Annotated in this window: 18 protein-coding genes; 3 read left to right on the top strand and 15 right to left on the bottom strand. The window is 55.1% G+C overall.

Annotation, left to right across the window (positions count from 1 at the left end):
* Positions 1–8: 8 nt before the first annotated feature.
* The 6 genes from RMR21_RS26235 to RMR21_RS26210 form a co-directional block, all read right to left on the bottom strand.
* Complete coding sequence (locus tag RMR21_RS26235) at positions 9–1,286, bottom strand: Y-family DNA polymerase (protein ID WP_320188645.1); 1,278 nt, start codon at positions 1,284–1,286, stop codon at positions 9–11.
* 4 nt (positions 1,287–1,290) lie between these two features.
* Positions 1,291–1,731, bottom strand: a complete 441-nt coding sequence (locus RMR21_RS26230) for a LexA family protein (protein ID WP_070150285.1) — start codon at positions 1,729–1,731, stop codon at positions 1,291–1,293.
* A gap of 109 nt (positions 1,732–1,840) precedes the next feature.
* Positions 1,841–2,317 (bottom strand): DUF2269 family protein, encoded by a 477-nt coding sequence (locus RMR21_RS26225; RefSeq protein WP_320188657.1) that lies wholly within the window; start codon positions 2,315–2,317, stop codon positions 1,841–1,843.
* Positions 2,317–3,600: an SDR family oxidoreductase gene (locus RMR21_RS26220; RefSeq protein WP_320188644.1), complete on the bottom strand. Its 1,284-nt coding sequence runs from the start codon at positions 3,598–3,600 to the stop codon at positions 2,317–2,319. Before RMR21_RS26220 ends, RMR21_RS26225 begins: the two co-directional genes overlap by 1 nt.
* 152 nt (positions 3,601–3,752) lie before the next feature.
* The gene (locus RMR21_RS26215; protein WP_320188643.1) at positions 3,753–5,681 is read right to left on the bottom strand and encodes a DUF4139 domain-containing protein; all 1,929 of its coding nucleotides are present in this window, start codon (positions 5,679–5,681) and stop codon (positions 3,753–3,755) included.
* Between the two features lie 65 nt (positions 5,682–5,746).
* A complete protein-coding gene (locus RMR21_RS26210; protein WP_320188642.1) occupies positions 5,747–6,367 on the bottom strand; it encodes a L,D-transpeptidase in 621 nt (206 codons plus the stop codon).
* A 177-nt stretch (positions 6,368–6,544) separates the two neighbouring features.
* On the opposite strand from RMR21_RS26210, the gene RMR21_RS26205 reads away from it, so the two are divergent.
* Genes RMR21_RS26205 through RMR21_RS26195 form a run of 3 tightly spaced genes read left to right on the top strand, consistent with a single transcriptional unit; the run spans position 6,545 to position 8,201 of the window.
* Entirely contained in the window at positions 6,545–7,294 is a 750-nt protein-coding gene (locus RMR21_RS26205) for an AcrVA2 family anti-CRISPR protein (RefSeq protein WP_320188641.1), read from the top strand.
* 21 nt (positions 7,295–7,315) lie between these two features.
* Positions 7,316–7,750 carry a helix-turn-helix domain-containing protein gene (locus RMR21_RS26200; RefSeq protein WP_234625004.1) on the top strand — a complete coding sequence of 145 codons (435 nt, stop codon included), beginning with the start codon at positions 7,316–7,318 and terminating at the stop codon, positions 7,748–7,750.
* Positions 7,740–8,201 carry a hypothetical protein gene (locus RMR21_RS26195; RefSeq protein ID WP_234625005.1) on the top strand — a complete coding sequence of 154 codons (462 nt, stop codon included), beginning with the start codon at positions 7,740–7,742 and terminating at the stop codon, positions 8,199–8,201. Before RMR21_RS26200 ends, RMR21_RS26195 begins: the two co-directional genes overlap by 11 nt.
* Positions 8,202–8,534: 333 nt before the next feature.
* Here the strand turns inward: RMR21_RS26195 and RMR21_RS26190 are convergent, their stop codons facing one another.
* From RMR21_RS26190 to RMR21_RS26150, 9 genes are all read right to left on the bottom strand, one after another.
* Positions 8,535–8,858 (bottom strand): hypothetical protein, encoded by a 324-nt coding sequence (locus RMR21_RS26190; protein ID WP_234625006.1) that lies wholly within the window; start codon positions 8,856–8,858, stop codon positions 8,535–8,537.
* Positions 8,859–8,919: 61 nt separating this feature from the next.
* A complete protein-coding gene (locus tag RMR21_RS26185; RefSeq protein ID WP_432331069.1) occupies positions 8,920–11,445 on the bottom strand; it encodes a TraM recognition domain-containing protein in 2,526 nt (841 codons plus the stop codon).
* Positions 11,420–13,753 (bottom strand): DotA/TraY family protein, encoded by a 2,334-nt coding sequence (locus RMR21_RS26180; RefSeq protein ID WP_234625008.1) that lies wholly within the window; start codon positions 13,751–13,753, stop codon positions 11,420–11,422. Before RMR21_RS26180 ends, RMR21_RS26185 begins: the two co-directional genes overlap by 26 nt.
* A gap of 25 nt (positions 13,754–13,778) precedes the next feature.
* Complete coding sequence (locus RMR21_RS26175) at positions 13,779–15,293, bottom strand: hypothetical protein (protein ID WP_320188639.1); 1,515 nt, start codon at positions 15,291–15,293, stop codon at positions 13,779–13,781.
* Between the two features lie 3 nt (positions 15,294–15,296).
* The gene (locus RMR21_RS26170; RefSeq protein ID WP_234625010.1) at positions 15,297–15,902 is read right to left on the bottom strand and encodes a hypothetical protein; all 606 of its coding nucleotides are present in this window, start codon (positions 15,900–15,902) and stop codon (positions 15,297–15,299) included.
* A gap of 3 nt (positions 15,903–15,905) precedes the next feature.
* Complete coding sequence (locus tag RMR21_RS26165) at positions 15,906–16,154, bottom strand: hypothetical protein (protein WP_234625011.1); 249 nt, start codon at positions 16,152–16,154, stop codon at positions 15,906–15,908.
* 6 nt (positions 16,155–16,160) lie between these two features.
* Positions 16,161–17,249 carry a hypothetical protein gene (locus RMR21_RS26160; protein ID WP_320188638.1) on the bottom strand — a complete coding sequence of 363 codons (1,089 nt, stop codon included), beginning with the start codon at positions 17,247–17,249 and terminating at the stop codon, positions 16,161–16,163.
* A 10-nt stretch (positions 17,250–17,259) separates the two neighbouring features.
* Positions 17,260–18,276 (bottom strand): hypothetical protein, encoded by a 1,017-nt coding sequence (locus RMR21_RS26155; protein ID WP_234625013.1) that lies wholly within the window; start codon positions 18,274–18,276, stop codon positions 17,260–17,262.
* A gap of 4 nt (positions 18,277–18,280) precedes the next feature.
* Positions 18,281–19,048 (bottom strand): hypothetical protein, encoded by a 768-nt coding sequence (locus RMR21_RS26150; protein ID WP_234625014.1) that lies wholly within the window; start codon positions 19,046–19,048, stop codon positions 18,281–18,283.
* Between the last annotated feature and the right edge of the window lie 10 nt (positions 19,049–19,058).

Below are 19,058 nucleotides of genomic sequence, written 5' to 3'. Positions count from 1 at the left end.
CGCAACAGTTAAGCTTTTGCAACAGGCAAATCGGATAGCCGCGTGGTATAGCGCGGCGATCTCATATCCGCTTTGGTCGCAAAGGGCTGTTTAAAGCCCTCTGATGCGAGAATCAGGGTTTTCTTGCCCCATCGGTCGTTCACTGCATCAAGGGCCGCTGACAGCCTTCCTGATCGCTCCTGTTCATGTGCGAAGAGGTCAACGGGAGCAAGCTCGGCGGGAATAAGGTCATCCAATATGATCCCGGCCTTGGTATAAGCAAAACCATTCCCCTCTGGATCGCCCTTCCAAGCTCTGGCGGCGCAGACAAGGGCGGTGCCGACGAGCGAGGTTGTCGCGTTTGACGGTGGGGAAAGACGAGCTGTCCTCGATCCGCTATCGCGAGCCGTTCCGTTGTGCGGGTTGGTGTGAAAGAAAACCTGCATATGGCTGGCGACGAGGCCATGATTGCGAAGCTTCTCGGCCGCTCTGGTCGCATGGGCGGTGATCGCCTGCTGCAACACGGCGAGAGATGTCATGGGACTGCCAGCGGATCTTGTGACGGCCATTCCTTTACGGGTTGGTTCGATGTCCTGAATGTCGATGCAACGCAGCCCATTCAACTCGGACACGGTGCGCTCAAGCACGACTGTTCCGATCTTTCGAGCGAGCGGAAGGGGCATGTCGCGCAACTGCGAGACGGTGTGAATTCCGATCTCTCGAAGCTTGGCGGTCGTTCTCGATCCCACGCCCCACACTTCCGAAACATCGGTGCGAGCCATGCAATAGCCCGCGATCTCCGTGTTCATCAGGTCCGCGACACCATTGAAGACCGGGTTTTTCTTCGCAATGAAATTCGCGAACTTCGCGAGCGTCTTGGTCGGCCCGATCCCAATGCAGGTTGGGATTCCTGTATTCTGGCGGACGGTTTCCCTCATCTCGGTCGCATGATCGAGCATTCGTCCACCGAAGCCAGAAAGATCAACGAAAGTCTCGTCTATCGAGTAAACTTCTGTTCTCGGGGAAAAGTCGGCAATCGTCGCCGCCACTCTGCGGCTAATGTCGCCATAAAGCGTATAGTTCGATGAAAAGAGACGAATGCCGTGCTCTTTCGTCTTCTGCTTAAAATGGTGCGCGGGCTCCCCCATCCCGATGCCAAGGGCCTTCGCTTCATTCGATCTCGCGACGGCGCAGCCATCGTTATTTGACAGGACAACCACGGGCTTGTCGCGCAAGCGCGGGTCGAAAAGCCGCTCGCAAGAAACATAAAAATTATTGCAGTCGATCAGCGCTATCGGTTCAGCCATGGCTTCAATCGACTGGATAGCGACGGGCGATACCCGCGACGATGCCGAATATTTCAGTGGTTTCGAGCACGGCGAGCGGCGGGTAGCGTTCGTCGGAACGCGCCTCAAGCCACATTCGACCGTCGCGCTGTGTCAGCACTTTCAGGAGCATGTCGCCGTTGTGGTAGGCAAGGACCGTTCGTCCTGGCTTCACCTTTCCTGCCCGATCAATGGCGACGAAATCGCCATCAAGGATGCCTGCGCGACACAGGGAGTTGCCACTCACGCGATACCAGAATGTCGCGTGTTCGTGTCGTACCATCCAAGCTATGAGGTCTATTGGATCTTCTAAGTCGTCGCCTGCCGGTGACGGGAACCCGGCTGAAATCCGCAATCCAGCAGTCTTGATCTCGCGAACGATATAATCGACGGAAACAGGCTCAATGGCCGAAAAATTGGTTTTCATAGAAAGCCTCGGCATTGCTGGCTGTTATTTCTGTTCTTATTATGTTCTCATATTGGGTCGAGTCAACTCGGATTCGCTCGATCTCCCTGCAGGATTGATCGCAGCTATTTTAGAAGGAGATATCCGGCTTTGCGAGCATGAGCCATATGATGGCTAGGACGGCGAAAAACGCAGGGAAACCGCAGGCAAACCAGATGCGATAGAGCCGATACCATTGCGCCGGTAGCGGCTCCCCCAAGGAAGCGGCTGACCTTGCGAGATCCCGCAAGCGGATCTGTATCCAGACGACAGGAAGCCAGAATAGTCCCGTGAACACGTAGAGAACGAGCGACAGCGCTATCCAGCCTTCAGTTAGCGACCAGCCGATACTCTCCGCGAGGAAGTATCCCGTGATTGGCTGAACAACGGCAGCAGTGGCCGTAAACAGCGTGTCGGCTATGACCACGGTCCCCGATACATGCGCAATGAGCGCCGGATTATCGGTTTGTCGTACCATGACCATGAAGAAGGCTATGCCTGCGCCGGTCCCGAACAAGACCGTCGCTCCGACGACATGCGCAAGACGCAGCCACTCCGTGAGATCCATCATCTCTCATCCAACGTTGCCAGCGCCACAAAGCAAAGCGCAATTGACGGAAGCACTTTCACCAGAGGCCCGAGAGGATCAAGCCATAGACCTGGCTCCAAGATTGTCCCGCCAGCGAGATAAGACGCCGAGACGATCAGCATTCCGATCATCGCCCTTCGGGCGAAAGGCCGCATCAGCACAAATAACCCCAACGCCACATCGAGCGCACAAGTCGCAAGGGTGACACCCATTGCCATTGCTGGTGACATGAAAGGGAGGAAGTGCGTTGCAGCGCGAGAAGGGTTCGCAAGCGGAACGAGGCCCGACAACAGCCAGAACGCAGCAAGGATAACGATGACGATAGGCTTCAGGAGGTACAGCCGGGCAAACCAAAGATCCTGAACGCCGGAAGGGTGAGCGTCCAACGTCTGTTGAGCCGTGCGAGCCAAGGCAGGCGCCTGCACAGACTGGCGGATCGTTACCCCCGCCTCCATCACCTTCATTGCTGTTGAGCGCAGCGGCGAGCGCCAGCCAAGTTGCCCCGCAATGTCGGCCAGATAGGTGACGATCCTGCCTGCGGCAGAAGGAACGGCGACAATCTTTGCAGGCGCGAGCCCAAGCCATTGCCGGTGCAGTTGCACTAGCTCGCCCAAGGTCATTTGCTCACTCGCAGCAAGATCGATGTCAGTGCCAGACGGAAGACCACCGTTCACAGCCACAGCAACCGCTTCTGCAACATCATCGACGGCTACAGTCTGGACCTTGCTACCGGCATGAATGAGCGGAAGAACGAAAGGCATACTGGCAAGAGAACGCAACAACGCGCTTCCGCCATAAGCATTGCGGCCAAGCACGAGCGCAGGCCGCAGGATAACGTGTTCCAGCTCGCTCGCGGCCAAAGCCTCATCAGCTCGACGCTTTGTCGCTAAGAATGGAAGTGTGCCGGCACCGCCGTCTGTACGGGCAGAGATCTGGATTATGCGCCCCACGCCTGCCATTGACGCCGCTTTATACAGCGCCGCCATGGCCCGGTCCTGAGATGCAACCAGGTCATCGGCCAAACCGTCTTGCAAAGCGCCCGCGCAATTGACGATGGCCTGTTTGCCGTCGATCAAATCTCGCCACGTTTCGGCTCTTGTCATAGCGGCTAGGTCGCCTGCTACCCATTCTACCGACACCCGCTTATGCTTCGCTCGCTCCACATGCCGCCCGAAACCGGTCACTTGATGCCCGTCTGCGATAAGCCGGGTTACAATTGAGGTGCCGATAAAGCCGTTCGCTCCGAGAACTAAAATTCTCATCAAACGCAGGCACCTGACCGCAGCACTGCGTTAAAAGCGACGATCGATTGCTCTTTGTTCATCCATACGCCTCTGTTCTTCGCGCTGCCTCTCGTGACGCCGCAAGTCCTCTGCCCGGCGCGCTTTCCGCGCCCTAGCTTTAGCGATGCCTGTCAGAACGTCCTAATGATGTTGCCGACCTTCTCGGTGAAGTCGTCCAGAACCTTTCGCTGCTCGATCCGCTGACCTTCGATTGAGCCAAGCTTGTCTTCCAGCACATTGAGTTGCTTGTCGAAGCGATTTTTCGTATCTCCTTCACCGACAGCTTGCAGATTTTCACGGACCCGAGCCTGCTCTTCTGCCGCCCGGCTGTAGTCCTGATCTAGCACTTGCAGCTTTACCTGCGCGTCATTCTGGCTCCGCCGTGCATTTGCAAGTTCAGCAAGCTTTGCCTTCGTCTCGGCATCCGCTGCTGCATCCTGCCAAGCTACAAGAGTAAAGGCGTCCGCATCGATGAGTGAGATGGTTTCGTCGTTGACCAATTCGAACCGAGTTTCGGCACTTTTAAGTTCACCGGCCTTCAGCTTGGCCTTGATGCGATAGTCGCCGACGGTGGCCTCATCCTGACCTTCAGCCTTGAACGTCCAGCCGCTACGCCTGGGGATCTCGATGACGACCGTCCGCTCGCCATCCTGAGCACCGGTTATGTCGTAGGTCGCCGTCTCGACAGTGGAAGACTTCGTGTGGATCATGCCATCGACCACCTTGAGGCTGACGATCCGCTGATCTGTTTTGACGGACGAGGCAACGTTGACTTTCTGGTCGACAGCAAAGCTCACGGACTGCTTTCCGTCTCGTGGTAGGCCGTTGATCTGAGCATCCCCAACATATCCGACTTTGTCGTCGTAAACGGTCATGATGCCCGGCGGCAGGCTAATCCCCGCGTTGTTTTCAATCAAAGCAGCAGCAACCGGATGGTTGCTTGCCATGCCTGCCCGGTAGAGCGAGACCATTTCGGCCTTCACGCCTTGATCGATGATGGGAACGGACACCGTATCGCCATTCTTGATGTTGTAGGTGCCTTTGAGCGCGAATGTGGATGTCACATCCTGCTCGGCCGCGTTCGACTGCTGGCCTAGCGCCATTGCGAAGGGAGCTGGCGCTGATGCCTCAAAATCCATTGAGCCAGCCATTGGCGCGGCCTCGACCCGGTTTGCGCGCTCCATTATCGGCTTTGCCATCGCTTGTGGGAGGATCGCCGATGCGGTGTCGATTGGCACTTCGGTGCGGTCACGCATGAAATGTTGATGGAGTGCCTGCTTGAGAGTGACCGGCTTGCCCGAAGAGAGTGTCACGCCTACGTTGGTCCAGTCCTCTCCCGATGCATTTTCGAACACCGCCCAAGCTTGCAGCCGAACTTCGCCTTCCTTGCTGGTCACCAGACGATATGATGTTTTCCAGATCGGTGCCGGAACCACGTAGGAAATATCGACGTTCCGCGCTGCCGATCCGTCCAGCTTCAAAGTCACAGTCCGCGCACCATCGGTGTTGCCTCTGGCAATAACATCCATGGCTGTCTTAAGCTTTGCTTTGACAATGGCATCGAGAATTTCGACCTTTGTCCCCGGCATTGCAGCCATGGCAATTTCGCCATCATCCGTCATCAGGGATAGTTGCCAGGCCTTGGGCGTCTTTTCGCCTTCGATGGCGGTTACGCCTAGAACAATACCTTCCTTGTCGCCTGCCTTGACCCGCGTTCCCTTGATAGCATCCAAAAGCTTTGGCATCGAGGACAGGTCCGAAGCCTTGAAAGGCAGCGTCCGGAAGGTCTCCTCAAGGGGATTTGGCCCCGCAAGCGACAGGTTCTTGACCTGCCCCATGCCGTCACGGACAACCAGGCTTTTCAGGACATCGTCAATCTGGTCGAGCGGGACCTCAATGGTGATTTCAGAATCTATGCCGACCTCAGCAGACCTGATGATTTCGGCCAGACCTCCGGACGACAGGGTTACAGATTTCACCGGACCATTGACGGCGGCGAAGGCTGTTGTTGAAACGAGTGTGAAGAAAAGGGCTGGAAGAACGCGTTTGGTAATCATCATGAAAGCTCCCCTGCTTGGACTATGGCGACGTGACAGACAGTCCCCGGCTGCTCATTCAAACAGTATTACTGGTGGACGGTAACAGGCGTTCCCGCTCGAACCATCTCATACAGCTCTTCCACGTCTTCACGATACATTCTGAAGCATCCGCTGGAAGCGTTCGTTCCTATTGAAGAAGGATCGTTCGTGCCATGGATTCTCAAGAGGCCATCAGCGAGATACAGCGCTCGCGTTCCCAAGGGATTCGATGGCCCCGGATCTACAACGGCAGGAAGGTTTGGGTTCTTTCGGCGCATTTCCGCCGTTGGTCGCCATTCTGGATGTTCCTTCTTCGACACCACACGGGTCGTCCCGAACCATTGCTTACCCTCTCTTCCGACAGCAATCGGGTAGGTGAACTGTTCACCTGAAGGCGTGGTGTAATAGAGGGTATGTTCGCTGGTGATGATCTCGATAGAGCCCCGACCACCTCTTGCGGACGGCTCGCGCGAGCCCGGCGCACCTTCCTCATACAGAGGCGCGCGATCATATCCCTGCGGATCAGAGTATGGATCGTTATATCGGTACTGGTCGCCTTCCCAATATTCGTTCGGGCCATCATAATTTCGCTCGTAATACTGCGCTGACGCGTGGAAAGGCAGCAGCAAATACAAAAAAGCCGCGACAGCGATGAACGCTAGTTTCATTTTTACTCCATATTGCGCGCAACCCGCGCAACGATTTACGCTAAATGTTGGTTTTTTTAGGTGTCCGTCCGGACTCTCACAAGAGGATAGCGCGATGAGCGGCAAATCTACCGAAAGCTTGTGCGTATGAGACTATATCAAGCCCTTGAGCACCTGAAGGAACGCCGCTTCAAAGCTATGGAGCCGTGGGAGCCGGGAGCGCTCGAGCAATTTGTCAGCCACCTTCAGAAGGCGGCTCCAACATGCGCCGAATTCTCGTTTAGCTTCCTCGATCCAGAGTCTGCCGACGATACCCTTCAGACGTTCACCGACTTTTCCAACGAGCTGTGGGACGCGGGCATTGCGCCTATCCCCCACGACAGTTTCTGGATCTCGTGGGATCAGAAGGTAAGCGCCGATGTGGTTCACATGGCCGCTTACTGTGAGCGAATTCTCGATGGCACAGGCAAGCCTGCCTCACTGTCTGTCCGCTCGATGTACGAGACAAAGCGGCGCGACGGCGTGATCTTCCTAAATCAGCATGGCTTCAAAGCCATTGGCGATCACAAGCATATCCTTGTCAGCGATGCTCAAAATCCATCAACTATGCACCTCACGGATCTGGGTTTCGAGGTTGCCGCCGCGCTGATCGGAGCACTCGCCACTCCCCAAGCAATCCGCCGCGACGAACCCGCCCCTGTAAAGCTCAACAAACAGCGCCTACAGAAGGGACGGGAGCCGATTGGCCCAATGGTCGTCATTGACATCAGAGCCAGCCAGCAAGCCGCTGCGGCCAAACGAGGCGAAGGCAGTTACACGGTGCGACCGCACTGGCGACGTGGCCACATCCGCCATTTGGCTGACGGGAGATTGATCCCTATTCCGCCATGTTGCGTAAACATGGAAGCAGGCGTGCCCCTCAAACCAGAATATGTCATCAAGGCTTGACGCTATTAACAGGTTGAATGGATGCAAGCAGCGATGGCGAACGCAAATCTTTCCAAAGCTCCTAGCCAAGCGGATATCGACGTTGGGAGGAAGGTAAGATTTCAACGCATAGTCTATGGCCTAAGCCAAGCCGATCTCGGCGCTGCGCTATCGGTGGCCAGGCAACAGATTCAGAAATATGAAAATGGAACGAACCGCCTACGCGGCGATCAAATTGATACTTTATCCAAGCTCTTTAAGGTGCCAATCCAATACTTCTATGAGTACGATCCTGAACGCAGCGGGCTCCCCTTTGTTGAGCAACAACAAGCAGATGATGATATGTTCCGTTTCGTCCGCTCCAAGGCTGGAAAGGAACTGAACTTCGCGTTCCTTCGGATTCGAGATCCAGAAGGCAAACGTCAAGTGGCTGCACTCGTTGAAAGCCTCACGAGGAAAGACGACAATGGCAGTTGATTTTGAGGACCTGCCTTACAGCCGACTGGAAGAGCATATTTATTTTCTTAAAATGCTTGGTGTTGGCGAACGGCTCCTAAAAGACGTGACGCACGTTCTTGAGGAGCTTGGGAAAGACCACCGTTATCCAGTTCCCCCGCACTTGATCCTGTTGCTGCCCGCCGAAATGATACCTCGTCGCATGGTGAAGATTGCCGAGGTTGACGTTGCGGAATTTCAAATGATCGCACACACCCTGTTACAGATCAGGGCGGCTCATGGTGATGATCCCGCAAAAGTCGCTGGCTTCGCAGTCGCCTCCAGTCTTCGGGCTAAAGGAAGTCCGGTGCGGCGAAGACGCCGTACACCAAGATCCTCTCTGACAGATAGAGAGATCAGGAAAATGGCTCGAAACCTTCAATCACTCGATGACGGTGCTGTGATCAAAACCGACGATGAGGATGCCTTTTGAGCGAGATGCAAACATGCAGATCTGCACAACGACAATCTCTCAAAATCACCATAGGTTTTGTCTGTCCCTGAATTTGGAAATAGGGGACTGGTGCTCGCACCGTTAAGCGTCGTTCGTCCTGAAAAACGAACGGCGTTTTTCTAAAGACGGCAGCAAAATCGAAGCCCGCCACTCGTGGGGTTCGAGTACGCGGGCCTCTAGCCGCCATCATGGCGGATGTACAAGCGTGGAAGGGAAGTTCGAATTTAGGACAGTGGCAAGAAGCACGCCCTGTATCGATCTGAAAACAAAATGGCCCGCCAGTTGCGGGCCACCTGATGACAATCAATAAAATCAGCCCTCGTAGTAACTGCCAGGGCCACGCATTTTCCCGGTGCCGGTCGGTGCGCCTGGTACGCCGAGGCTGAAGGCCACATTCGGATCGAGCGCACCGCGCATAGCCATCTGATGGGCCATGACAGCGGGGTTAGAGGTATCGGACATGGAGCCTCCGAACCCGGTGTTGCGATTGCCAGAAGCGAAATTGGCGAGTGCTGCATCGCGCTTGCGCTGAGCTTCCAATCGAGCCAGGTAGCCAGGATGCATCTTCTCGATAGCGGCGTGGTTTTCAGTCGGCGTCCGCTGCAAGTTCTGAACAAAATCCTGAAAGAATCCCATGGCACTCTCCTTTTATGCAACTACTATAACACTACAGCATAAAACCGCAAGTGAATTAACGTTAAGCCTGCTCTTTAACGTTCTCAAGCAACGTTGAGTGCGCCTTAAACGTCTTATCCTGTGCTATTAAACGCTCTTTATCGTGTTTTTTTATGCCACCCGATTCGTCATCATAGCTTTCCCACTGGTTGATCAGCGCATCAACAGCCGACCTATGCAGGGCTTTACAGCCATTCGAGTCTATCGCCTCTTTAAGCATCCGGTCTACCAAAGCAATGATGTCGCTCTTCACCGTTGTGCTTGCGACAGCTTTACGTTTTTCAAGAGCCTCCCGATCGTAGTCATCAAGCCACTCTCTGATCTGGCTATTGCTCAGCTCGATCGCTTCCGTCTCACATTTTGAAAGGAATTTTGCGATGATATCGCTTTCAACGTTTGCAAACAGTGCCGACTGGCGGATCTCCGCATCGAACTCCGAAGACGAGAGCTTGCTCACGTTGGACGCTATCGCCTCGTTCCTCGCAATAGTGGACCGCTCGCTGTCAGAGAAGGTCTTGACCTGGACATAGGGTACCAGGCGCAATTCATCAGGTTCGGGCACGTCCCCTGTGTAGAACGCCCGATAGCGAACGACGCGCGCGCCTCCAAGCCCTTCACTTTTCGTTCCAACGATCAGATGGAATTCGCCATCTGCTTGCTGCATCAGATCGTCAGGATCGAGACGGCCGACATGCTCGACAGAACTATCACTGGAAATCTTGAAGCCATCGAGACGACCACGCTGGTAGCTCATGGATTTCGAAACCTGAACCATTGCCTGGCCGGCCGCACCGTCGAATTTCTTGAAGGTCTCAGATTCCTTACCACCGGTCATGCGACCAAGATGCCGAAGGTTCGTGTTCTCCCATGTCGCCTCGCCCTCCGCCTTGTCTGCCTTCGATAGCGAAGGTAGATCCTGCGTCCCGAACGTCAGCGAAACTCCATATGAGCGAGCCTGTGCTGGAGCTACAGCGAAGCCAGGAACGACGTAGTAGCCATACTCGTCGCAGATGATCGAGTAAGGAATCTTGGCGTTCGACGGGCGTCCCTCGATGATCTTCCGATAACTACCCTCAAGCGGTGTATCGAGCAGGGTGGCGAGCACGCCCTTGATCGCTGAAACCGCCATCTTCCCAAGCTGCTCCATGCTCGCCTTTGAACGTTCAAGAGCAGGCAAAAGCACCAGCAGTACGCGACGGTTGAGCAAGACATCGCGATAATTGATCTCGCCAATCTCATCTGAATAGATGTGACCATAATTGAAGGTCAGATTCCCTGTCGCGCGAACGAGCTGCATCGTGATGAAGCCGTGCTGTTCAAGGACCTTGGCGCGAGACGGGTCGTTGCCGCCCTTCTTTTTCTCGCCGTTTTCTTCAGGCGTGGACTTGTTACGATCTCGCTCGAGAACCGCGAACTGGCGCTGGAACTCTTCATAAGTTGCCGTGTCCATTTTCGTGGGACGGTGAGGTTTCTCGGGAGCTTCATATCCAGGGAGGTTGTTGAGGTACAGCTGCAACGCACCGCAATACTTATTCGTCAGATCGTTGTAGATGCGACGATAATCCTCGCTACCATTGCGCAGATCGACAATCTTACCATTCTGATCGCGGAAAATTCCGAACCACACGAGATTTTCGATGTTCGTGAGGATATAAAAATCACTCAGCAATTTGCTGTTGAACAGCAAAAGACCCTTGTCGGCCAGGAAGGACAGCGGCGGCGTGATCGCCTCCAAGAACGAGATCGCGCGCCCCTGCCACATATCAGAGTTTCCGCCACCTGAGCCACTGTCCAGGAGGCTCACCATCAACTCCGCCTTCATCGCGGCGCTTCCCGAAGAGAGCGGATTATAGGTATTCGTTCGCCGAGCATCGAGACCGCTGGCGAAGTCCTTTCCGCCCATGATGTAATTGATCAGGAGAAGGTCTTCTTCCCGGCCAAGTACACGACACACGCGGAAAACGCTGGCAAAGGTCTTTGGATCAGATTTTCCGTCAACTAGGATAGCACCGGATTCGAGGACGAGGGAATTGAAGATGTTCCCCATAATCTCTTCGGTCTTACCGGAGCCCGTTGTGCCGACCACAAGCCTATGAGTTCGCAAGTCGTTCGCAGCAGTCCACAGCTCCTCGTCTGTTTCCAGATCCATCCCAAGGTAGTAGAGGCCTTCTCCCTTGCGGCCACCTGTCGAAGCGTCTTTGTAAACCCTGCCTGTCATTTTATGCAGATATGCCGGCACCCTGAAGGAGGTCTGCCACTTCCGCGATCCATATTGGAATTTCATGAAATAGGTCGAAAGCGCTGCAACGAATGCAATCTCACCAGCCAACGGGAGGTAGAGCCCTACCGTAACCGTCGCAATCGCGATTGACATGAAGAACCAGAGTACGCCCGAAGGCGTATCCAGGGCATCACTGATGCGACGCGGAAGGGTTCTGACATCATCGCGCCTGTTTTTGGGCGTGATTTCGATGTTCCTCGATACGCCCCTGAAACTAGCGTTCTGTGCCATAGGAAACCCCTTATCCCGCCTTACCGCCGTTGCCACCACCCTTGCGGTTCAGGAACTTCGTTATCGTCGCCCCTGAAGCAGATCCAGCTTTGGAATCCTTACCTGTTGCGTTACCAAGCCGCTTCTGCAAGCCGGCGGTGGAATTTTCGCCGATCCCAATCCCCGCCTGGGCACCGCGACCGACCGGGTTAAGCGCGCCTTCCACCTGAGATGCGATGGCGTTCGCACCGAGAATGCTCACACGCACGCCAATGAATTCCATGACCGCATCGCCGAGGCCGGTGATGATCGCGCAGCAGTTGGTAACCAGTGCAATAAGTGTCAGCACGTACATCACCAAGAGCCCGAAGCCGAGGAACATGTTCGTAAGATCAAAGTCAGGGGCGATGATCATGTAGATCCCACTGAACATAATGTTAATGAAGTCCAGGCCCACCCGCATGACCAAAAAGCAAGCCAATAACCCCAAGATCATCAAAACCGGCCTGAAGAATACACCGATCATCAGCAGCAGACCCTGTTTGTTCGTCCCAATGATATCGCCCGACTTGTGAGGCGCAAAGGTCAGCAGAATCCAAAGGGGTGCCGCGATCACTGCCTCGATCGCCATGATTACCCAACCGATCGCTCCGGATAGAAAATAGACGAACGGCAAAAATGGCAGCATGATCGCCAGGATCATACCTAAAACCATTAGGCCGTATCCAAGATAGCCAATGACTTCGGCAGTGTAAGAAACGGCAAATGAACCCGCAGCAGCCAGGAAATTGCCGGTAGCTAGGGACGCAAGACCTAGCCCGGTTCCTACAAGATCTGTTGCGCCAGCGGCAGCAATAGTGACGCCGGCTGCGAGGATGGCCGTCTGGCCCAACTCCTGAATTTCAATGAGCGGATCGTTCCACTGGTTTTGATCCGCATCACTACCACCAGCCTTGGCGTGCGAGAACATGAACGAGTACATCCACTGCATGGTCGCCATGGACGAGCGCTCTTGGTTGTTCGCTGCCACCTTTTCCAAAGTGGTCTTCTCACTCGCATTAGGTTCGCCAGCCTCCAAGAAAGCGCCTTCAAATGTCTGGAAATAAGCGAAATCGGCGTCGGCACTAGCGAAAAGACGCTCTTCAGTGTTGTTGTACCCGGAGATCCAACCAAGAAATGATGTGGCGGCAGCTTTGGGGTCCATTTCGGTCGAGTTGATAAAGCTCAGTTGATTGCGGGCGTTGTTGAGCTTTGTGACGTAAGCGGCAAGAGCACGCTGCCATGTCGCTGCAAACATCCAACCATTATCCGTTGTCGCGCCCAAGAAACTTGCTTTAAGCTGGTTCATCCCCGATGCTTCGGCGCTCACAAAGACCGCATTATCCACACCTGTAATGTAGTTCGTCGTCTGATCAGCAACGGCCTTCGCAATATCCGCCTGAATTTTCACCGTATTACGCTCACCGGCAAAGATACTCTGCGCAATCGCCTGGGCAGTAATGTCGAGGTTCTGAACCGCTGTTACTGCCTTGCCGCGCACGGTGCTGTTTGTGAGGTTCGTAAGATCTTCGGCAAATGTCTTTGTCGACTCGTAAACGGAGGTATCAACGGTCGAAGTGGTCGGCATCGGACTTCCGACGAGCTTGACGCTGCCGCAAAGCTCATTTCTGGCGCTATAGGCATCTCCTGAACTAAAATACCAGACCACAGAGCCATCATAGAATTTTCCGTCGTCGCCCCGCACGTAGGTCTTCACCGTCTCCGGACCTACTGGCGCTACAGGCTCCCCTGTCCCCAACGTGTTAGATATCTTGTTCATGTGCAGCCGGCACAGGAAACCGGCCGTCCTTGTCGCGAGAACGCTGGACATCTTTTTTGCCGTCATGAACGAGTCAGCGTTATTCGTATTCGACGCCGTGTATGTCGCCGAGGTCGTCATCTGTGTGGCGACTTCCTTCCAGACGTAGTCGCCCAATCCTGATCCCCAAAGCAGTAACTGAAGCACGAGGATCTGAATGACGGAGAACCCGCTTGAAACAGGAAGGAGAAGAGCAGCGCCGCCAGCAGCGCGAAGAGTGGTCACGGCTAGGTTGGTCTCTCGCCCACCCGCTTCCCCATCGCGGGCTGTATCAAGGAAAAGCTGGTACATCATATATGCCGCAACAACGGTTGCGAAGAAAAGAACAGCAACGTTGAACGTACCGATCACGGTAGTGAGAATCGCTTTCCCGGCCACCGGGTCACTACTGCCGATCAGCGATGAAACCGTACTCCCGAAAATTCGCTCCAGAATTGAAACGGCGTAGTCACCGTCAACTGGAACAAATATCTCGGATACGGATTCGGTTGGATCACCTGCTGCCATGGCGGTTCGTCCCTAAGTAGGCGCGTCACATCGAGAGCGATGCGCCGGCTCGTTTCTCTTCTGAGGCTTCAAAGCGGTACTTGCGCGTTAGCGAAATGACCTCTGCGAGGCCCGCCACAAATCGTTCTGTCAAATCGCTATGGGGGGCGTGGTCGAAACCACCGTTGAGGGCGACAATCCCCCCACCGGAAACAAAATCGCTGTCACCGGATCTGCGCATATGATCGGCCATTGCTGCCTCAAAACTCCGCGCGATCATCTCAACCGGGCTCTTGAGATATGCAGCATGCTTCTCCGAGACATGAGCGTTTTGATCGACCAGCCAGTTGATATACTGGCGAATGCCCGTATCATCGAGAAGGATGGCTTCGGCGTCCTCGACCTTCAGGTGATGACGATGGCTAAGGTCGATAGCATGTCCCATTTCGTGGACGACGACGCCGGCAGCGCTGGGGCTCATCTTTATCGTACGCATCGAAACGAGTTCGCCCGCGACCTTCGGGCGGAAGCCACGCTGGTACCCAAGCGCATCATCGGCACCAATGCGTTTGCCTAGATGGAAAATGGTCCTATCCGCGAAGAGATCTCGCGGAGGTATCTTCAGCATCTCGGCGGCTTTTTCCATCGCCATGGAAACGCGCATGAAAATGCCACTTTTCCAGCTCCCCGGCATGGATGGGTCGGCGACAAACTTCGCGCTATAGCTTTCCGGCTCGATTTGAGGCGATCCGAGGGCTTTCCCGTCCCAAACAGCGAAGTTTGCTTCTATCGCCCGCGTGAATCCGCGGTAGAAATATGCCTCGTCCCAACCGTGATCTCGATCACCAAACTGAACGTATTGTTCCTGTAGGTGCTCAGCGAGCCTCAAAGCTCGTTGATCGGATTCGAGCCGATGATCGAGGTGCGGAACGCCCCGGCCGATCTCCGCAGCGTTGAGAACCGCTTCCTGGAAAGGGCGGAAGACCTCACCAGCAAGTTTGGCTCTCAAGATGGCCGCCGACATGGTTGCGGTTGCGTCAAAATACCCGATTTGTAACGCTAACTGGTGCCAGACCTCGACAGCTCGACCATCGAAGGGAACGACAGAGGGCGTGATCCCCATGATGTCCTGCGCCGCCACCACGCGTGCAATGATCTTATTGCGCTTGTCGCCATCGAGCATGCGAACGAGATCCTGCGCGACAGTGTCCTTGCTTGGATAGAGAGCCTGAACAAGATCAGCCCCGATCGGGTTCGTGAAGCCAAGCAGCTCTTCCCCCTGGCGAAGCTTTCCCGCATCTACCTTCGCCATGATCACCTGATCCCGGTCGAAGAAAGGCTCAAGGGCAGCAACAATTGTAGAGATCTTCGAGAAGTCTCGGTAGTTTTTGAATTCGATGCCTGGCTTTTCCTCGGAGGCAACCCATCCCTCAAGTGCAGAGCCGATAATTGCCGATGCCTCGGCTGTATTCTCGAACGACAATTTGAGAAAGTAAGCTCCACTCGCTTCCTGTGACCGCTCTAGCTTCGCTCCAAGATTTTTCAGGTCAAACCATTGCATAGCTCAGTCTCCGCCGCCGTCGTCGGAAAAATCTTCTTCAACTTCAGCCGCGCTAGTTTCTTGGCTTGGTTGATCGTGCACATCATGCAGATGCTCTTCCGTTGAAGAGATAGCCAGGCGACTCCTACCGCCACCTTCCACGTTGACGATCTCGGTCATCGAGCTGGCGAACTGCTCATTTTGAAGATCGTTCTTGAACGTCACTTCCTCGCCGTCATCATTCAGCTCGCACGCAACTTGAAATCGCGCATTTTGCAATGAGGGATCGAGCGTGAGCTTGGCACATGCGCGGATCTTCATGACGGTGTTCGCGCTGCCTGACCCGTAGGAGAGCAAGAATCCTGAATTGTCAGACAATTTCTCCGCATATGCCCAAAGGACGAGCTTGGGCTCATTCCCGCTGGTGTCATTGATGAGAAAGATGACGTAGTCCTGCGTTTGGAAGGTGGGGCAAAGCTCAAGCTGGTTAACCTGATCTTCCGTCATCACCTTTGATTCCCGGATCGCAGAGATTGCATCGGCTGGCGCAACCAGCGGCTTCGCTTTGCGCGTCAGCCTACGGGCATCAACTAGCGGCTTGGCGTGCTCTTTATCGCGAACAACTTCCAACTTTTATTCCCCGTTGCCTGGCACGACATCGAGATCGTCCTCGACCTCATGCGCGCTTATTGGCCTCGAAACAGGAAGCGCCTCACCTGATGTCCGCTCAGAAATTGCGACAAGCCTTTCAAACGCGGTTGGAGCATGAGGCGAGCCTTCAGTGGATGTCTCTTCCGCAAAAACGTGCTGTGCAAAATCGTCGCCAGCTTCAAAATCGGGAGCCGGATCGCCGGCAAAGAGGCTTTTGGAAAGTTTCGCCATAGTGAATTACCTCTGATCCGCATCTAGGGCGAGAACTGCTGCCATGGTCGCGGCAATGCGGGAATTGCTCTCCGATCGGAATGTCCTCATTTTGATGCTGAGAGCCCGAAGCTTGTTCAGCTCCTGCATCAGCCCTCGCTCGTTCTTGGTGGCAAGCTCTGTGTACCAGGCGTTGTAGCCGCTGCCGCCGCCATATGTGTCCATGAGTGCATCGAGCGATGCATTGAACGAAGAACCATCGGCATCAGCTCCGCCGCCGCCCTCATTCATTGCACGGATCGCCGCGATCGACACCATTGCCGGTGATCTCACGGCCTCCGCGCGCATCGACTCGATCATCAGAATGGAGCCTCGCGCCGTGGAGGCTTCCTGCGCAGTTGGTTTCGCAAGCGGCAATCCCACAAGGTTATTGATGAAAGCGTCCTTAGCGTCCGCTGAAGCCGAGGCATTCAAGATTGTCGCTACTTCAACGTCAGCGGCTGGCTCACTGCCGGCTCCGCTGCATAGGCCCGCTGCCGCCTCTGATGCAGTGCAGTATTTCTGGCGATGCTTGGCGAGCGTATCTTGGATCGCTTCCTGCGGTGTTTTTGTCGAGCCAGGTGCAGCATAAACACGCTCTGGAGTCATGTATTCCCTTGCCGAGTTCTTGTAGACCGACATTGCGCTGGAGGCCTCATCGATCAGAACAGCCGTCTCGCAGGCATTCACAGATTGCCCATCAGGACCGAAATCAGCGTGCGCCTGTGTAATCTGCTTGTTCACATCGGTCTGCGTCATCGTGCTGGCTAACGCCTCGTCCGACTTCTGAATGGCCTGCGATACCTTCTGGCCATCGACATTCTGCTGACTGGTGTCGACCTTAACCGCGCTCATCATGCGCTGATAAGCGAACGTCATCTGTTGCAAAATCAGGTTTTTGTTCGTGTCGAAGGCGGTGTTAAGCGCCGTTGTCGTTGTGTCGTGGACGGATGTCCAAGCGGCATCGGGGGCAATCGGACAAAAGCCGCCGCCAGCAGCGGCCTCCTCCACGGTGACGAAAGGCAATGTGGCTATTGCGAAGGCAGTCGAAGCCGCCAGTTTAGATAGCTTGTGCATGCGTCTCCCCTTATTTCGATGCCTGCTGATTGCCAGGCAGCATGATGGCGGGTCTCGACTTGCCATTCGCCCCAATCAGCTTTTCAGCGCGCGATAGCGCATAGGTCGCGGTGACCATCTCTGTCCGCTGTTGTTGCCGGATCTCGTAGGCGAGGGACGCGAGGTTGGCAGCTTCAATGCGTACTGCATCCAGCAGGATGCCCCGCTCATGGCTACCGGCCATCGACGCGGCCCATTTCTCCCCGCCATCGTCGCCGATATACCCTTCAATTACACCGTCCAGCGCAGCCTTGGCCCCATTTGGTGCATTTTCTTTTGCAATCTCATCCATGGCCCGCAAGGCAACCGATTTACGGGCATCGCGGTTTAGCTTTTCCTGCAAGAAGATGCCGCCTGTCGCCGCTTCGGCTTGAGACTTCTCGATCGTGTCCGGCGGTCCCATGACAGCGTTCATGTATTCGGACGCAGCCGCCGTGTCCCCGTTGAAAAGAGCCTGCGCGCTCAGATTTGAGCCGTTGAGGATATCAGAATAATAGGCCTTTGGATCTGCAATGACGCCTGGTTTCGCTTTGACGCTGCCTGTATAGGCAGGACCGGCTGTGAATGTGCTTTTGTAAGCGCTGTGGAAAGTTTCCATGGTGGACTGCACGCCACACGAATCATAGCCGAGCGATTGGTAGCGGTCAGACTCTTCCATGATCTGCATGGCCTGGTCGCTGGATACATATGCCGAAGCGGTCGCTTCATTGGATTTTACGACCGTCGTGGATATCTGGTCATTGCTTGACGCTGTCTGCGCCACGCCCGTCTTCAAGGCACTGATCAGCATCTCAGTCTGGTATTCATGGAGGGCGATCAACTGCGCTGTACCCGCTGCCATATACGCCGTCACAGTCTGGCCGAGTAAGGCGGTTCGAGCGTTCACGACTGGCACCCCGGTCACCAGGCATGACTGAGCAAGTGCTGAGCTGGCCATAAGTGCCGAAGCGAGACCCGTAAATCCGAAGAGCTTTGCAATGCTTTTCATTTTTTCACTCCGTCGCTGATGTACCGGACATGCCGTCCAGAATGATGTTCTGCAGGGTTGTCCGGGCGGCGTTCCGCATCACGCCGGATCGAATTGCTTCAGCTCTCTGAAGAGCCAGATCAGAGCGTGTCGTGCCTTTTTCCGGCACGGTTGGAAGAGGTGCTACCGTGTCCACGTAATCCATGCCCGTCATGGCTTCTTCGGCACCATATCCGCGATGTGCAAGCCATACCGACGCATCCGTGTTACCGGCGTCGTAGCCGTTCAATGAGGTCTGGCAGTAGGGGCCGAGATCTTCTTTCTCCTGATCGGAGCAATAGACTTCCTTGCGGAGCGCGATCATAGAGCTGAGAGTGTCTTCCGTGTTTCCATTCCCCTCAGCGAGCCAGGCGCTGTCGCGCGAGCCGACGCTCTTGCCATGCTGAACCCGTTCCTCACGCGCCTTGGCGATGTCAGACATGCCAACAGAGATCATGCACGCATTGTAACCTTGGCCGGTCTCGTAGTTATAACGTGATTTCGCCTCAGCCATTTTCATATTCACCCGGCTCTGCAAAACAGAGCTGATCTTCGCCTCACCCGATTTCTGTGAGGTGTTTGCGACCTGTTGGCTACTGGTGTTGGTCTGCGCGGTGTCGATTTTCACCGAAGAGAGCAGTTGTTGGAAAAACGTCTGCCAGGTGATGATCCCGCTCTGGTCGCCAGCCGCCAAGGCAGGCGCGGCAAACACCACACCAGCAGAAAACAGAGCCGAGGATATCAACTTCCGCATAAAGTCTACT

Origin of the sequence: Agrobacterium sp. rho-8.1 (assembly GCF_033957725.1) — a bacterium.
In the GTDB taxonomy this organism is placed as follows: domain Bacteria; phylum Pseudomonadota; class Alphaproteobacteria; order Rhizobiales; family Rhizobiaceae; genus Agrobacterium.
The sequence above is the reverse complement of the archived record's forward strand: the minus strand, read 5'-3'. Positions and strand labels throughout refer to the sequence as shown.

What these genes read in the sequence shown, in the direction of transcription:
- RMR21_RS26235 (WP_320188645.1), bottom strand. Translation starts at nt 1,286, where the DNA reads ATGGCTGAACCGATAGCGCTGATCGACTGCAATAATTTTTATGTTTCT.
- RMR21_RS26230 (WP_070150285.1), bottom strand. Translation starts at nt 1,731, where the DNA reads ATGAAAACCAATTTTTCGGCCATTGAGCCTGTTTCCGTCGATTATATC.
- RMR21_RS26225 (WP_320188657.1), bottom strand. Translation starts at nt 2,317, where the DNA reads ATGGATCTCACGGAGTGGCTGCGTCTTGCGCATGTCGTCGGAGCGACG.
- RMR21_RS26220 (WP_320188644.1), bottom strand. Translation starts at nt 3,600, where the DNA reads ATGAGAATTTTAGTTCTCGGAGCGAACGGCTTTATCGGCACCTCAATT.
- RMR21_RS26215 (WP_320188643.1), bottom strand. Translation starts at nt 5,681, where the DNA reads ATGATGATTACCAAACGCGTTCTTCCAGCCCTTTTCTTCACACTCGTT.
- RMR21_RS26210 (WP_320188642.1), bottom strand. Translation starts at nt 6,367, where the DNA reads ATGAAACTAGCGTTCATCGCTGTCGCGGCTTTTTTGTATTTGCTGCTG.
- RMR21_RS26205 (WP_320188641.1), top strand. Translation starts at nt 6,545, where the DNA reads ATGGAGCCGTGGGAGCCGGGAGCGCTCGAGCAATTTGTCAGCCACCTT.
- RMR21_RS26200 (WP_234625004.1), top strand. Translation starts at nt 7,316, where the DNA reads ATGCAAGCAGCGATGGCGAACGCAAATCTTTCCAAAGCTCCTAGCCAA.
- RMR21_RS26195 (WP_234625005.1), top strand. Translation starts at nt 7,740, where the DNA reads ATGGCAGTTGATTTTGAGGACCTGCCTTACAGCCGACTGGAAGAGCAT.
- RMR21_RS26190 (WP_234625006.1), bottom strand. Translation starts at nt 8,858, where the DNA reads ATGGGATTCTTTCAGGATTTTGTTCAGAACTTGCAGCGGACGCCGACT.
- RMR21_RS26180 (WP_234625008.1), bottom strand. Translation starts at nt 13,753, where the DNA reads ATGGCAGCAGGTGATCCAACCGAATCCGTATCCGAGATATTTGTTCCA.
- RMR21_RS26175 (WP_320188639.1), bottom strand. Translation starts at nt 15,293, where the DNA reads ATGCAATGGTTTGACCTGAAAAATCTTGGAGCGAAGCTAGAGCGGTCA.
- RMR21_RS26165 (WP_234625011.1), bottom strand. Translation starts at nt 16,154, where the DNA reads ATGGCGAAACTTTCCAAAAGCCTCTTTGCCGGCGATCCGGCTCCCGAT.
- RMR21_RS26160 (WP_320188638.1), bottom strand. Translation starts at nt 17,249, where the DNA reads ATGCACAAGCTATCTAAACTGGCGGCTTCGACTGCCTTCGCAATAGCC.
- RMR21_RS26155 (WP_234625013.1), bottom strand. Translation starts at nt 18,276, where the DNA reads ATGAAAAGCATTGCAAAGCTCTTCGGATTTACGGGTCTCGCTTCGGCA.
- RMR21_RS26150 (WP_234625014.1), bottom strand. Translation starts at nt 19,048, where the DNA reads ATGCGGAAGTTGATATCCTCGGCTCTGTTTTCTGCTGGTGTGGTGTTT.